Consider the following 13,847-nt stretch of genomic DNA (forward strand, 5'->3'; position numbering starts at 1 on the left):
CACGGTCCCGAACAGCTGCGCCCACTCGCGGGGAGCGGCCCCCGCCGATGACGCTCGACGACCTCGTCACCCGGGCCGCGTCTCTCGTACGGCCGGGTCACCGCGCGATCCTCGGCATCACCGGCAGCCCGGGGGCCGGAAAGACCACGCTCGCCGAACAGCTGGTCCTGGAGCTCAACGGCGACGGACCGCCCCGGGCCGCCCATGTGCCGATGGACGGCTTCCATCTCGCCGACGTCGAGCTCGACCGCCTGGGCCGCCGCGACCGCAAGGGCGCCCCCGACACCTTCGACTCAGCGGGCTACGCCGCGCTGCTGCGCCGCCTGCGCGACGAGGAGGAAGACATCGTCTACGCGCCGGGCTTCGAGCGAACTCTGGAACAGCCGATCGCGGGCACCATCCCCGTGCCGCGCACCGCCCGGCTGATCGTCACAGAGGGCAACTACCTTCTGTTGGACGACGGCTCATGGGCACGTGTCCGGTCCCAGTTGGACGAGGTCTGGTACTGCGAGCTCGACGAGGACGAACGCGTACGCCGCCTCGTGGAGCGGCACGAGCAGTTCGGCAAGGACCACGACACGGCGGTGGCATGGGTGCTGGGCACCGACCAGCGCAACGCCGACCTGGTCGCCGGGGGCCGGCATCGCGCCGACCTGATCGTCCCCACGGCCGCCCTGCCGGCTCCGTGTGGCGGCCGTCCCCTGGGTTGAGCGCCTCCGCGCGCCGACGCTCCGGCCACGGCTCGTACGAGCGCCACGTGCTCAGCGGGCCCGGGCGGCCTTCATCCCAGCTCGCGCAAGTCGCTCACCCATCCGTCCAGGGTCCCTCGGCAGTGGGCGAGACGCTCGGTGTCGTAGCCGCGCGGTCCGCACTCGACGACCAGGATCAGGCCCAGGTACAGCCGGTACAGGGCAAGGCGGTGCTGGAGGGCCGGGCCGGAGCCGAGTTGGCCGCCGGCCTCGGTGTAGCCCGTGACGAGTTCGCTGCCGGGGCCGGTGTCACCTCCGAAGGCGAGGGAGATCAGTTCGGCGGCGGGGTCGCCCCAGAAGGCCCGTTCGTGGTCGATGAGGCCGGTGACACGAGCCCCGGGGCCGTCGACGAAGACGTTGCCGGGCCACAGGTCGAAGTGGACCAGGCGGGGCTCGGTGACCTCGTCCAGCGCATACCCGCCCTCGGCGACGAGGTTCCGCACGTCCGCCGGGCTGATCCCCAGCGGCGACTCCCAGCGGGCGGCGTCGTCGAGTATGGCCTCGACCATGGCGGTGAACGCGCCGCGCCAGTCGGGCGCGGACAGCCCGGACTCCGGGGCCGGATAGCCGAAGCAGCCGTCCTCGGACTTGAGTGAGTGCAGGCGTGCGGTGATCCGGCCGAGCTCGCGACGCAGGGCCGACTGTGTGGTGGCCGGGACAGTATCGGACAGCTTGTCCCATGGGGTGCCCTCAAGCACGGATATGGCCAGGAAGTCGTCGCCTGCGAAGAGGAGTTCCGGCATGGGTATGCCGGCCGGGTCCGCGCCGACCCGCCGGTAGACCATGGCCTCGGTGTTCATGATGCCGCGCTCGTAGCGCAGTACGGGGGCCTCGGGGGGCGGGGCGAGCTTGACGATGGCGGGACGGCCGTCGTCGAGCAGGACCCGATAGGCGGTGTTGAACCACCCATCGGTCAGTTCGGCCTCGAGACGGCATCCGGTCCCGGCGGATTCCCGGAGAAGGGCGTCCAGTTGCTGGGCGGTGAGACGGCGCTTGGTCTGGCTCTGCATCGCGGGAACACTTTCGTCGGTGTGGCGGCGGCTGCGCCTATTGGCGCACGAACTGACGTTGCGAACAACCAGTGCTGCCGCTGGAGGGCGACGTGTCGCTTCCACAGGCGGGCGGACCCCGGCCGACTCGTGTTCACTGGATGTCGGTGTCCTGCTACTCGGGGCTGTGCGGCCAGGCGCCCCGCCCGGCCATGTGGAGGACGAGCGCCGCGATGTTCCAGGTGTCGTCCTCGCCCCGGAAGTGGCGCCCTTCGAGGGGCGGCCCGGCGAAGTGCAGGCCCTGCGCCATGCCGGGGCGCTTGCGCAGGCCGTGCGCCACGGGTAGGCAGATCCGTATGCAAGGCAGGCCCGTATGAGAGCGCTTCTGCTCCGTGCTTCCGACCGCATGTTCCCGCACGGTATGAACACCTTCGGCGCCGTGCCGGCCCTGCTCGTGCTGCTCACCGCCGTCACCGGCATCGTCGACGCGGTGAGCTACCTGGGCCTCGGCCATGTCTTCGTCGCCAACATGACGGGGAACGTGGTCTTCCTCGGCTTCGCCTCGGCAGGCGCGGGCGGTCTCTCGGTCTGGGCGTCGGCGCTGGCCATCGGCGCGTTCGTGCTGGGGGCGTGGTCGACCGGGCGGCTGGTCCTGCGCGCTGCCGACCCAGGGCATATGTTCTTCTGGGCCACCGCGGGACACGTGGTCCTCGTCGCGGCCGCGATGGCCGTCGACGGGATGGCGGGCCGGCACGGCACGATGGCCCGAGCACTTCTCATCGCTCTCCTCGCGGGCGGGATGGGCCTTCAGAACGCCGCCGTGCGCAAGCTGGCCGTACCCGAGTTGAGCACCACTGTCGTCCTGACGTCCACCCTCACCGGGATGGCCGCCGACGCCCCCGGGCGCGCCCTCCTGCGCCGCGTGTGTTCGGTCGCCGCGATGATCGTGGGTGCGGTGTGCGGAGCCCTGCTCCATGTTCACGCAGGACCCGTCTCAGCGCTCGGGCTGGCCCTGGTGCCGTTGATCATCGTGGCGGTCGTCGCCACCCCTCGGCGGGGCCGGGAACCCATCGCTCCATAATCTCGTAGCCCCGGCGGCAGCTAGCGCCGTTCCCCCGAGGCCCGCTGCCGCACCCCGGACCGGTATGCGCCCGGCGGGGATCCGTACCGTTGCCGGAAGGCCCTGCTGAAGTGGAACGGGCTGGTGAAGCCGGACAGTGCGGCCACTCGTTCGGCCGGAAGCTCGGTGGCCTCCAGCAGCCGGGCGGCATGGCGCAACCGGGCTTGTTGCAGCGCCCGCATCGGCGACTGTCCGACATGCTGCGTGAACAGGTGGGCGAACCGGGACGGCGACAGCGCGACTTCGGCGGCCAGCGACTGCACCGTATGCGGCGCTCCCGGATCGGCATCCATCAGTTCCTGGGCCTGCCGCACGCGCGGGTCGACGCCTGACTCGCGCCGGTCCGCACGGGCCCCTGCGGTAGCGGTGGCGAGCAGCACGATCTCCTCCAGGGAGCAGAGCGCCAGTTCCCGCGCCGCGGTGCCGTGCGCGACGGCGACCTGCCCGGTCGTCGGCCCGGTGTCCGGCCGGGAGGCGCCGTGCCCCGTCCATCGGGCGTCGGCAAGCATCCGGCGGAACGCCGTGTCGACGCGTCCCCGTATGCCGGGAGCAGGCGTGACGGCGTACGTCCTGTCGCCTCTCGCGTACGGGCGCAGCCACGTGGACCACGACGCTCTGGCCAGGCAGTGCACCCACCAGAACGCCCAGTGCCGCGCTGTGGGACCGACCGCGTACCGGTGCGGCATGCCGGGGCCCAGCACGACCAGGTCACCCGCGGCGGCATCCACCGGCACCGCGCCCTGGACCAGCCGTCCGCATCCGCCCGTGGTCCAGGTGAACAGCCAACTGTCCGCGCCACGCGGCCGGTTCACGGCATATCCGGTCGGCTGGTCGAAGCAGCCGATGGTCACCAGGCCGGGAGGCGGGGACGGGTCGGTACGCGGATACACGCGCGCCAGCACAGCCTCTCTCCCAGGCCCTTGCCCCGGCACAGGCGCAGCCGCGGACGCTGCGGAAGACGGGTCGGCAGCCTCGGGCAATTCATCAGCACGCACAGGCATCCTCCCCGCTCCGGTCACGTCCTAGCGTGACCTGCATAATCCGTCGACCGGAAGGGTCGAACGCATGACAGTCACAGACATGGGCGTCGACAGCGACGGCGCCGCGCTGCCCGAAGCCGCCCGCCGGCAGTTCGACGAAGAGGGCTTCACGGTGCTGCGCTCCCTGTTCGGCACAGCCGAAATCGACGAAGTCAACGCGGAGTTCACGGCCCTGCACGCCGCCGGTCCCCTCCCCGGGCACTTCGAGCCACGTGCGACCGAGACGGACGGCCCCGCCGATCCGCTGCACCGCTACCCCCGGGTCATGCACCCGCACCGGATCAACGACCTGGCCCTGCGCTTCCTCCTCGAACCGCGGCTGCGCGACGTCCTGCAGACCCTGCTGGGCGAGGAAGTCCTGGCCGCGCAGAGCATGTTCTACTTCAAGCCGCCGGGCGCACGCGGACAGGCGCTGCACCAGGACAACTTCTATCTGCGGGTGGAGCCGGGCACCTGTGTGGCCGCGTGGATCGCCTGCGATGTGATCGACCGGGACAACGGCGGCCTGGAAGTGGTGCCGGGCACGCACCGGATGGACCTGTTCTGCCCGGAGGAGGCGGACGCGGAGATGTCGTTCGCGCGTGAGTACGTGCCTCCGCCGCCCGGCCTGACCGCCGTACCCGTCGACATGGCCCCCGGAGATGTCCTCTTCTTCAACGGCAGCCTGGTCCACGGCTCCCACCCGAACCGAACCACCGACCGCTTCCGCCGCTCGTTCATCTGCCACTACGCAGGCCGCTCGGCGGAGCGGATCGGCAGGTGGTACGACTCCTTGACGATGGACGGCCACCGCATCGCACTCCCGGAGAGCGAGGGCGCGGGCCCCTGCGGCACGGAGTTCGCTCCCGACGGTCCGCACTGACCTTCGTCGCCTTCGTCGGGCGACTTCCGGCACCGGGTCGTGTGCATGCTTGTCCTCCCGGACAGCGCGGTGCCCCCGTACTCGTACGAGCACGGGGGCACCGTCGCGTGTCAGCCGGCCGGTAGCGGTCAGCTCTGGCCGGACGCGGACTTCCGGCGACGGAACACCAGGTAGCCGCCCGTCGCGACCAGGGCTGCCGCCGCCGTCGACAGGATGCCGACCGGGGCGCCGTTGCCGGTCTCGGCCAGGTCGCCGGCGGCGCCCTGTGCGGAGGGGGAGGACGAGGCCGCCGGGGCCGCCTCGCCCGGCGACGCGGACGACGTGGGCTCGACGGCGTCGGACGGCGTGGTGGACGCGGATCCGGAGGGCGTGGTGGCTCCCGGCTCGGTGTCGTCCTCGCAGTCGGTCCAGAAGACCTTGTGCTTGGCGCTGCCGTTCTCGCCGTCGAAGTTCCAGAACAGCTTGTAGTGGCCGTCCGGGAGGGACAGGTCGTCCGAGCGGCCGTGGCCTTCGGCGTCGAGGGTCAGCGAACCGGTCTTGACGGTCTCGCCCTTGACGTCGGCCGTCGGGGCCCACGCCTCGATGTGCCAGTCGACCTGCTGGCCGGCGTCGAAGCCGAAGGCGTCGAGGTAGAAGGTGCAGACGTGCGGTTCGTTCTTGCGGAGTTCCTCACCGGTGGTGGCGTCGTGAATCTTCACGGTGCCGTTGTCGCCTGGAGCGGTGGCGACTGCGGAAGGAGAGAGGACGAGCGAGACCGCGACGGCGGCCGCGGTCGCGCTGGCGTAAGCGAGCGTGCGCATGGGCAATCCAACGTGGGAAGTGAGGGAGACGCCGTGGGGGGCGGCTCAGCTTCCTGCGCTACTGATCAACGCGTCAAGACGCGGGATTCAACATAGGCACCAGAAAATGTCACTTGCCCCATTGATCCGCGTAACGATCAGGTCAATGCGGTCAATGCGCGTCTCCGGCGCAGAAGTCGGGGGCAGGCGAGGGGCAGATTCGGAGGGCAGGCGGGCCGGAGTCGGGTGCCAGGTGGGGCGTCAAGGGCCTGGCAGCCCACCTGGTGTTCCGGCCTCGCGGTCAGGCCACCGCTGCCGCCATGCGGCGTACCGCCTCCGTGATCAGTTCCGGAGAGGTGGCCAGGTTGAGCCGGGCGTGGCCCCGCCCGCCCGTGCCGAAAGCCGTACCGGAGCTCAGGGCGACACGTCCCCGCTCCAGGAAGACGGCGGCCGGATCGTCGCCGAGGCCGAGGGCGCGGCAGTCGAGCCAGGCCAGATAGGTGCCCGGTGCGGGCTCGTACCGTATGTCCGGGAGCTGTTCGGCCAGCAGATCCGTGAGCAGGCGGCGGTTGTCGTCGAGTCCGGTGAGCAGCGCGTCGAGCCAGTCGCCGCCGTCGCGGAGGGCGGCGGTGTGGGCGAGTACGCCGACGTGGCTGGGACCATGGCTCACCTCCTCGGGGAGGTTCGCGAGGTCCCCGGCCGCCGCCGGGCCCGCAATGGCCAGCGCGGCCTTGAGCCCGGCCAGGTTCCACGCCTTGGACGCGGACATCAGGGACAGCCCGCTCTCCGCGCCCGGCACGCTCAGATAGGGAACGAACGCGGTTCCCGGGGCGACGACCGGGGCGTGGATCTCATCCGCGACGACCCGTACGCCGTGCCGGTCGGCCAGCGCGGCGACAGCGGTCAGCTCCTCGAGGGTGTGCACCGTGCCGGTCGGGTTGTGCGGGCTGCACAGCAGAAACGCGGCGCGCCGCCCGGTGCCGGCGCCCCGCGCGAAGGCGTCCCGCAGCGCGTCCAGGTCGATCCGCCGGTCCGGGCCGAGGGGCGCTTCGACGATCCGCCGGTCCATGTGCCGTACGAACTGGTAGAACGGCGGATAGACAGGGCAGTTGACCACCACGGCGTCGCCGGGCCCGGTGACCAGCCTGAGCATCTCGACCACGCCCAGCATCACATCGGGCACGATCGCCGTACGCTCCACCGCCGGCCCCTCCCACCTCCACCGCTTCCGCGCGAACTCGGCGAGCGCCTCGGCGTAGGCCGTGCCCGCGGGATAACCGGTGTCGCCCAGCGCGACCGCGTCCGTGATGGCCCGCGCGACCGGTTCGGCCAGGGGCACGTCCATCTCGGCCACCCACAGCGGCAGTACGTCCTCCGGGTACGTGCGCCACTTCATGCTCGAACGCCGTCGCAGCTGGTCAAGGGAGAGGCGACACAGTGGGTTGGCCTCCACGGCACCGGTTTCCTGGCCGAGTTCTGCACTCATGAGATCAACATAGGCATGCGGCGCAGGACGTGCCCTGCGTATTCATCAAGAACGGCGGCAACGGCAAAAAGCGAGGCCGACGCCTCGGCGCCTGTGCCCGGCACCTCGACGCCGTCGACGAGCCGGTGTTCCGGCGGAAGATGCGACGCCCGGTGGCGGCTCTGCGGTAGACCAGGGACCATGCGTCCACGACCTGGTGAAGTGCTGCACTTCTCGGAAGACCCCGCCATCACCGTGTTCCGTCCGCACGTCGCCGCCACGGCCCGGCAACCGGAGGCGTACGTGTGGGCCGTCGACGATGTCCGGGCCCCGGACTACTGGTTTCCCCGCCAGTGTCCGCGTGCCATGGCCTGGACCGTGCCGGGCACGTCGGAGACCGACCGTGAGCGCCTTCTCGGGCCGGGCGGCGGTGAGCGGGTGCATGCGGTCGAGTACGGATGGGTGAAGCGGTTCCTGAGCGTCGAACTGTTCGCGTACAGGTTGCCGGCCGCCCCGTTCCGGCCGTTCGGCGAGCCGGTGCCGCACGCCCACGTGGCCGTCGAGCCCGTCCAGCCGCTCGGCCCCGCCGAGCCGGTCGGCGATCTTCTCGAGCTCCACAGGGCGGCGGGTATCCAGCTGCGCGTGCTCGACAACCTCTGGGCGTTCTGGGACGGGGTGATCGACAGCACGCTGGGATTCAGCGGTATCCGGCTCGGGAACGCGGCGCCGAGGCCACAGTTGCCCGTGCGGAGCTGACCGGGCGTCCGCCTGCGCAACCGCCTTAGAGGTGCTCACGCGTGCAGCAGTGCTCACCCCTGACCCGGATGCCGGTGCGCTGGCAGGGCTCTACGGCGAGGGGTCCGACGGCACGGACAACCCCGGGACGCGGTCGACGAGACTGCGCAACCCTGGGACGTGATCGACGAAACGTCCACGGGCTGGTCGAGGCCGTCGACCGCCACGGTGACCATGGCGTCGTGGCCGAAGTAGCGCACGTCGGTGACCGTACCGCCGGCTGCCGCGCGGCCTGTGCGATGGCGACGGCTCCCCGGAAGGTGCGACGGCGGCTACGGCGTGCGGGCAGGGGCGGCATCGGGGTGAGCCAGGTGGCCCAGTACCGGCGTTCTCCGCTGTTGCGCCGGCCGCCGGGAATCCAGGTGCGCGCCCACAGGAGGAACAGCGAGCGCCAGCGCAACCGCTTGGCCAGGTCCTCGAAATGCTCGAGTCCGATCTCGTGGGCGCCGGCCAGTTCGCGCTCGCTCGAGTGCGCGTTGTGGCGGTCCGACGGGGTCGCCGACCTCGAGTATGCGATCGCCGTGCGGTAGGCGGTCTCCAGATGTCCCGGCCACAGCTCGGTGCACTGCTGGTAGATCGCGATGGCCTTCGCGTACTCCTGCGGCCGGTACGCACCGACGACCTCGTGCAGAGCGGCCCGGTGCAGCTGGACGGCGAGATTGGACGGCGCATACGAGGCGGCCGCCTGGAACGCTGCCTGTGCCGGGGCGTAGCGGCGGCCGACGCCCCAGGAGAGCGTGAAGGCCGGCATACGGCTCAGATGTTCCTGGAGTTGGGCCTTCTCCTGAAGGTCTATCCCACGCCGGTACTCGGTGTATCCGCGCACGTTGTACCCCCACCGCTCCCAGCGCGGTATGCGGTGCAGCATCTCGGGGCGGGAGTGGACCTGCACGGTGCAGAAGCAGCTCAGTTCCTCGACGAGTTTCTCCTCGTCGCGTTGCTGCACGACGTGCGCGGCCACGATCTCGTTGCGCGGCGCGCGCACGATGCGTACGGCGACGCGCCGCCGTCCGTCGTCCGAGGGGGCCAGTTCACGCAGGTGGATGTGGTAGGCGCGGCGGCGCGCCACGGCGGCGCGCATCAGGGTTTCGAGCCACCCGTGGGGTGTGACCGACGCCTGCGGAGCCCGGTCCGGAACGGGCGACGAGGAGCTTCCCGGCGCAAGAATGTTCCCGCCCGAAGCCCCACCCAGATGTGCCGCCAGGTGCGCGGCCAGATCCGCGCTCCGGCCGCCGTTGCCATGCCCACCGTTCAGGGAGTCCGGACCCTGCTCATGATGAATGACCATCGGCAGCACCCGGCCGCTGCCGCGCACGTACTGCACCACCGACGTGATCGCGCGGCACACGATGATGATGGCGAATCCACCGATTGCCGCCAGCATCCAAATGGCCACGCCCGTGGCGATTTTCACCCATGCCTGATCCACCCCGTCCCCCCTCTGCACATCCCCGGCATTCAGTCCCCACTGCACACGAGGGCGCACATATTTCCATCCACGACGGCACTGGAGAGACGGTTCCCGCAAACACCGTCCAGGGCACCGCGGTCACCCTGTTCGCCGCCGAAGATGCGACACGCGTACGGGCCTGGGCTTGACTGGTGGACATGATCCGCCTCGACCGGGTGCACAGGGCGTGTCCTCGTGCCGTCGCGGCACTGGGCCTGGTGGCGATCGCGGTCACGGCCGGCTGTACCGGTCCCCAGGCGCTCACCGTGGAGCTGCCGGACGGCACCGCCTCGCCCTCGGCCCTGGCCAGTGCTCCCCCACTCCAGCCACCGCCGCAGCTCACGCGGGCCAGGGTGGACGCGGCGGTCGACCGGCTCGACGACGTGGTGCGGAGCGCCATGCAGAAGACAGGCGTGCCCGGTGTGGCCGTCGGGGTCGTCCACCGCGACCGCGTGCTCTATCTGAAGGGCTTCGGCACGCGCAAGGTCGGAGAGCCGGGCACGGTCGACGCCGACACCGTCTTCCAGCTCGCCTCGGTGTCCAAACCGCTGGCCTCAACCGTCGTCGCCGGAGCCGTCGGCCGGAAGACCGTCGGCTGGGACGACCCGGTGGTGAAGTACAGCCCCGACTTCACGCTCAAGGATCCGTGGGTCACTCGCCATGCCACCCTCGCCGACTTGTTCTCCCACCGCAGTGGTCTGCCCGACCATGCGGGCGATCTCCTCGAGGACCTCGGCTATGACCGCTCGTACATCCTCGGTCATCTGCGCTACGAGCCCCTCGCACCGTTCCGTGCCTCGTACGCGTACACGAATTTCGGCGTCACCGCGGCCGCGGAGGCGGTGGCCGAGGCGGAAGGAACGAGCTGGGAGGACCTGTCCGAGCGGGAGCTGTACAAGCCGCTGGGCATGACCTCCACCAGCTCCGTATTCGCAGACTACGAGCGCGCCTCGAACAAGGCCGTCACCCATGTGAAGGCCGACGGCTCCTGGCAGGCCGGACATGTACGGAACGCCGACGCGCAGAGCCCGGCCGGCGGCGCCAGCTCCACGATCCGGGACATGGCCAAGTGGCTGCGTCTGCAGCTTGGCGACGGGAAGTTCGACGGGCGGCAGATCATCGACGCCGCGGCCCTGGACGAGACTCATGTCCCGCACATCCTCTCCCAGCCGCCGCCGGCCCCGGCCGGCAGATCCGGGTTCTACGGCCTCGGCTGGGATGTGGGCTACGACAGCCACGGACGCCTGCGCCTCAGCCACTCCGGCGCCTTCGACCTCGGCGCGGCCACCAACGTCACGATGCTGCCCTCGGACCAGCTCGGCATCGTCGTCCTCACCAACGGGCAGCCCGTGGGAGTCCCGGAGGCGATCGCCGCCGACTTCTTCGACATCGCACAGACCGGCCACCCCACGGTCGACTGGCTGGGGTTCGTCGGCCGGATCCTCCAGCAGCAGGAGCAGGCCGAACGCTCACGCACCGACTACTCCAAACCGCCGGCCGAGCCCAGGCCGGCCCGGGCGAACAGCGCCTACACGGGCACCTACACCAACGACTTCTACGGCCCGCTGACGGTGAGCACCGAGGACGACGCCCTGGTCATGCAACTGGGCCCGAAGAAGATGCGGTTCCGGCTCCGGCACTACGACGGCGACACCTTCAGCTACGAGACCGCCGGAGAGAACGCGTCCGGTCTGTCGGGCGTCACGTTCTCCGCGAACTCCGACGGCGAGATCACCAAGGTCCGCGTGGAGGCCCTCGACGAGAACGGGCTCGGTACCTTCACCCGGAGTTGAGCGGCCTCGTCCGGCCTGAAACGCCGAAGGACTTCCCGGGGCGGATTTGTCGTGTACGGAGTCTTGTGGAGAGGGACGCTCCTTCCTTACTTTCCAGTAAGCCAGCCGAACGCGAGCGTTGTTCACGTTCCGCCACCCTGCGTACCTCAGCGGAGCGCACCCCCCACAGCATGCTTGTCATGCCCTCAGCAACGAGGAAGGACCGACGATGCCCGCCCACAGAACCCGGCACGTCTGCACCATGGCCGCCGCACTCGCTCTGGCTCTCGCCGGGCCCTCGACGGCGACCGCCGCACCCAACGCACCCAACGCGTCCGCGCAGCAGAGCACCGAGGGTCTGCTGGAGGTCATGTTCGTCGGCAACAACTGGGACGGCACCGCCGACGTCATCGAGTCCCGGGGCGACTTCGCCAGGATCGGGCGCCTCAACGTCATCCCGGACAAGGACGAGCGCCTCAAGGAGATCTACCTCGACCCGATCAAGCTGATCTACTTCCTGGGGGTCCGCCAGGGCCCCGGTGAGGGGCACGACCAGTTCGTCGACGACATGTACTCGACCCCCGATGGATCGGCCGTCGTCGTGTCCCGCCCGAGCTTCGCCGACGTCGTCTCGATCGACCTCTCCACCGGCCGGATCAACTGGCGCTTCCCTGTGTCGGGTTACCGCTCGGACCACATGGCGGTGTCCCCCGACGGCACCCGTGTCGCCGTCTCCGCCTCCACGGCGAACACCGTGCACGTGCTCGACATCGACACCGGCAAACAGCTCGGGTCGTTCGCGACCGGCGACAAGCCCCACGAGAACGTCTTCACGGACGGCGGGAAGTACCTCTGGAACATGTCGATCGGCGAGGTCACCACGGCCCTCGACGAACCGTGGCTGGACTGGACGAAGGGCGACCGCCGCATCACCGTCGTCGATGCCGACACCTTCGCACAGGTCAAGGTCATCGACATGCGGGAGCGGCTCGACGCCTTCGGCCGCAAGGACCTCTCCGACGCTGTCCGCCCGGTCGCCTTCACCCCCGACGAGTCGAAGCTCTACTTCCAGGTCTCGTTCTTCAACGGCTTCGTCGAGTACGACGTCGCCTCCGACAGGATCACCCGCGTCAAGACGCTCCCGAAGAACCCCGCGACCAGCGAGGACCGCACCACCTGGGTCAACGACTCCCGCCACCACGGAATGTCGATGAACCCACAGGGCGACAAACTGTGCATCGCTGGAACCATGGACGACTACGCGACGGTCGTCGACCGCGCGACGCTCCAGGAGGGACCGCTGGTGACCGCGTCGAAGCCGTACTGGGCGACGGTGAGCGGTGACGGAAAGTCCTGCGTCATCTCCGAGAGCGGCTCCGACCAGGTCACCGCGATCGACTTCGCGACCGGCCGGAAGGTCGCCTCCGTGCCGGTCGGCGACCATCCTCAGCGCATACGGCTCGGTCATGTGGCGGCGGACTGGACGAGCCCGTCCGGGGGCTGACCCTGACAGTCCCTGAGCAAGCCCGCCGCGCCATGGCCGGCCGGCTCAGAAGTCGACGGGGTCGCGGACGATCGGGCAGGTCATGCAGTGCCCGCCGCCGCGGCCCCGGCCGAGTTCGGCCCCGACAATGGTGATGACCTCGATGCCGGCCTTGCGCAACAGCGTGTTCGTCTGGGTGTTGCGGTCGTAGGTGAAGACGACGCCCGGCTCGAGGGCCACGGCGTTGTTGCCGCTGTCCCATTGCTGCCGTTCCGAGGCGTAGACATCGCCCCCCGTCTCCACGACCCGCAGCTCAGGGAGCCCGAGGGCCTTGGCGACCACGTCGACGAACGGGCGCGAGCCCTCGTCGGTGATCTCCATGCCGGGGGCCTTGTCGCTCGGCCGCAGGGAGAAGGTGTGGACACCGTCCATGATCGTCGGATAGAGCGTCACCAGATCGCGGTCGGCGAAGGTGAAGACGGTGTCCAGATGCATCGCGGACCGCAGCTTCGGCATGCCGGCGACGATGACGTGCTGGGCGGCGCCCTGCTCGAACAGCGCTGCGGCGACCTGCGTGATGGCCTGACGTGAGGTGCGTTCGCTCATGCCCATCAGGACGACGCCCTTGCCCACCGGCATGATGTCGCCACCCTCGAAGGTCGCCTGGCCCCAGTCCTTTTCGGGGTCTCCCCACCACACGGTGGAGCCGGAGAAGTCCGGGTGGAAGGTGTAGATCGCCTTCATCAGAAGGGTCTCGTCGTGCCGGGCGGGCCAGTACAGCGGGTTGAGGGTGAGGCCCCCGTACAGCCAGCAGGTCGTGTCGCGGGTGTAGAGGGTGTTGGGCAGGGGCGGCATGAGGTACTCGCGTCCGCCGATGGACTCGCGCGCCAGAGCGAGGTAGTCGGAGCGGAACTCGTCCGGCAGATCGGCCGTGGCGAGCCCCCCGATCAGATACTCCGTCAACCGGCCGGGGTCGAGCGTCTCGAGGAAGGCCCGTGTGTCGTCGACGAGCCCGAGACCGACCTCGTTGGCGGTGATCTTGCGGTCGAGCAGCCAGGTCTTGGCCTCGGGGATCGCCATCGTCTGGGCGAGCAGCTCATGCAGCTCGACGACGTCGACGCCCCGTTGGCGCAGCTTGTTGACGAAGTCGGCGTGGTCCCGCTGGGCGTTCTCGACCCACATCACGTCGTCGAACAGCAGATCGCCGGCGTTGGTGGGGGTGAGTCTGCGGTGCGCGAGTCCGGGCGCGCACACCAGAACCTTGCGCAGCTTGCCGACCTCGGAGTGGACGCCGGGGGCCGGCTGGGTCGTCGGGGTGGTGTCGTGGCTTGTCACGGGGTGCC

The 13,847-nt window shown here is 70.1% G+C and carries 13 protein-coding genes and 1 pseudogene; 7 read left to right on the forward strand and 7 right to left on the reverse strand.

What is annotated here, in order from left to right:
* The first annotated feature begins 47 nt into the window (after positions 1–47).
* Complete coding sequence (locus tag ACSMXV_RS03105; protein WP_473176157.1) at positions 48–710, forward strand: nucleoside/nucleotide kinase family protein; 663 nt, start codon at positions 48–50, stop codon at positions 708–710.
* A gap of 71 nt (positions 711–781) precedes the next feature.
* Here the strand turns inward: ACSMXV_RS03105 and ACSMXV_RS03110 are convergent, their stop codons facing one another.
* Together ACSMXV_RS03110 and ACSMXV_RS03115 are read right to left on the reverse strand one after the other, a co-directional pair.
* Positions 782–1,759 carry a phosphotransferase family protein gene (locus ACSMXV_RS03110; RefSeq protein ID WP_473176158.1) on the reverse strand — a complete coding sequence of 326 codons (978 nt, stop codon included), beginning with the start codon at positions 1,757–1,759 and terminating at the stop codon, positions 782–784.
* Between the two features lie 154 nt (positions 1,760–1,913).
* Positions 1,914–2,075, reverse strand: a pseudogene (locus ACSMXV_RS03115) (DNA polymerase III); the annotation flags it as partial.
* Between the two features lie 36 nt (positions 2,076–2,111).
* Between ACSMXV_RS03115 and ACSMXV_RS03120 the strand changes: the two are divergent.
* A complete protein-coding gene (locus ACSMXV_RS03120) occupies positions 2,112–2,819 on the forward strand; it encodes a YoaK family protein (RefSeq protein WP_473176159.1) in 708 nt (235 codons plus the stop codon).
* Positions 2,820–2,839: 20 nt separating this feature from the next.
* Here the strand turns inward: ACSMXV_RS03120 and ACSMXV_RS03125 are convergent, their stop codons facing one another.
* Positions 2,840–3,709 carry a helix-turn-helix domain-containing protein gene (locus tag ACSMXV_RS03125; protein WP_473179218.1) on the reverse strand — a complete coding sequence of 290 codons (870 nt, stop codon included), beginning with the start codon at positions 3,707–3,709 and terminating at the stop codon, positions 2,840–2,842.
* A 214-nt stretch (positions 3,710–3,923) separates the two neighbouring features.
* Here ACSMXV_RS03125 and ACSMXV_RS03130 point away from each other — a divergent pair, with 214 nt between their 5' ends.
* Positions 3,924–4,760, forward strand: coding sequence for a phytanoyl-CoA dioxygenase family protein (locus tag ACSMXV_RS03130; protein WP_473176160.1), 837 nt, complete (start codon positions 3,924–3,926; stop codon positions 4,758–4,760).
* A 128-nt stretch (positions 4,761–4,888) separates the two neighbouring features.
* On the opposite strand, the gene ACSMXV_RS03135 is transcribed toward ACSMXV_RS03130, so the two are convergent.
* Entirely contained in the window at positions 4,889–5,560 is a 672-nt protein-coding gene (locus tag ACSMXV_RS03135; protein ID WP_473176161.1) for an LPXTG cell wall anchor domain-containing protein, read from the reverse strand.
* Positions 5,561–5,840: 280 nt separating this feature from the next.
* A complete protein-coding gene (locus ACSMXV_RS03140; RefSeq protein ID WP_473176162.1) occupies positions 5,841–7,025 on the reverse strand; it encodes a MalY/PatB family protein in 1,185 nt (394 codons plus the stop codon).
* A 180-nt stretch (positions 7,026–7,205) separates the two neighbouring features.
* Between ACSMXV_RS03140 and ACSMXV_RS03145 the strand changes: the two genes are divergently transcribed.
* Positions 7,206–7,760: a DUF6886 family protein gene (locus tag ACSMXV_RS03145; protein ID WP_473176163.1), complete on the forward strand. Its 555-nt coding sequence runs from the start codon at positions 7,206–7,208 to the stop codon at positions 7,758–7,760.
* A gap of 25 nt (positions 7,761–7,785) precedes the next feature.
* Here the strand turns inward: ACSMXV_RS03145 and ACSMXV_RS03150 are convergent, their stop codons facing one another.
* Positions 7,786–9,087 (reverse strand): hypothetical protein, encoded by a 1,302-nt coding sequence (locus ACSMXV_RS03150; protein WP_473176164.1) that lies wholly within the window; start codon positions 9,085–9,087, stop codon positions 7,786–7,788.
* Here ACSMXV_RS03150 and ACSMXV_RS03155 point away from each other — a divergent pair.
* From ACSMXV_RS03155 to ACSMXV_RS03165, 3 genes are all read left to right on the forward strand, one after another.
* A complete protein-coding gene (locus ACSMXV_RS03155) occupies positions 9,080–9,223 on the forward strand; it encodes a hypothetical protein (RefSeq protein WP_473176165.1) in 144 nt (47 codons plus the stop codon). The genes ACSMXV_RS03150 and ACSMXV_RS03155 overlap by 8 nt on opposite strands.
* A 184-nt stretch (positions 9,224–9,407) precedes the next feature.
* On the forward strand, positions 9,408–11,042 hold the full coding sequence (locus tag ACSMXV_RS03160; protein WP_473176166.1) for a serine hydrolase: 1,635 nt from the start codon (positions 9,408–9,410) through the stop codon (positions 11,040–11,042).
* 208 nt (positions 11,043–11,250) lie between these two features.
* A complete protein-coding gene (locus tag ACSMXV_RS03165; RefSeq protein WP_473176167.1) occupies positions 11,251–12,525 on the forward strand; it encodes a YncE family protein in 1,275 nt (424 codons plus the stop codon).
* A gap of 45 nt (positions 12,526–12,570) precedes the next feature.
* Here the strand turns inward: ACSMXV_RS03165 and ACSMXV_RS03170 are convergent, their stop codons facing one another.
* Positions 12,571–13,839: an arginine deiminase gene (locus ACSMXV_RS03170; RefSeq protein WP_473176168.1), complete on the reverse strand. Its 1,269-nt coding sequence runs from the start codon at positions 13,837–13,839 to the stop codon at positions 12,571–12,573.
* Positions 13,840–13,847: the final 8 nt, after the last annotated feature.

This window comes from Streptomyces sp. DSM 42067 (assembly GCF_055792885.1).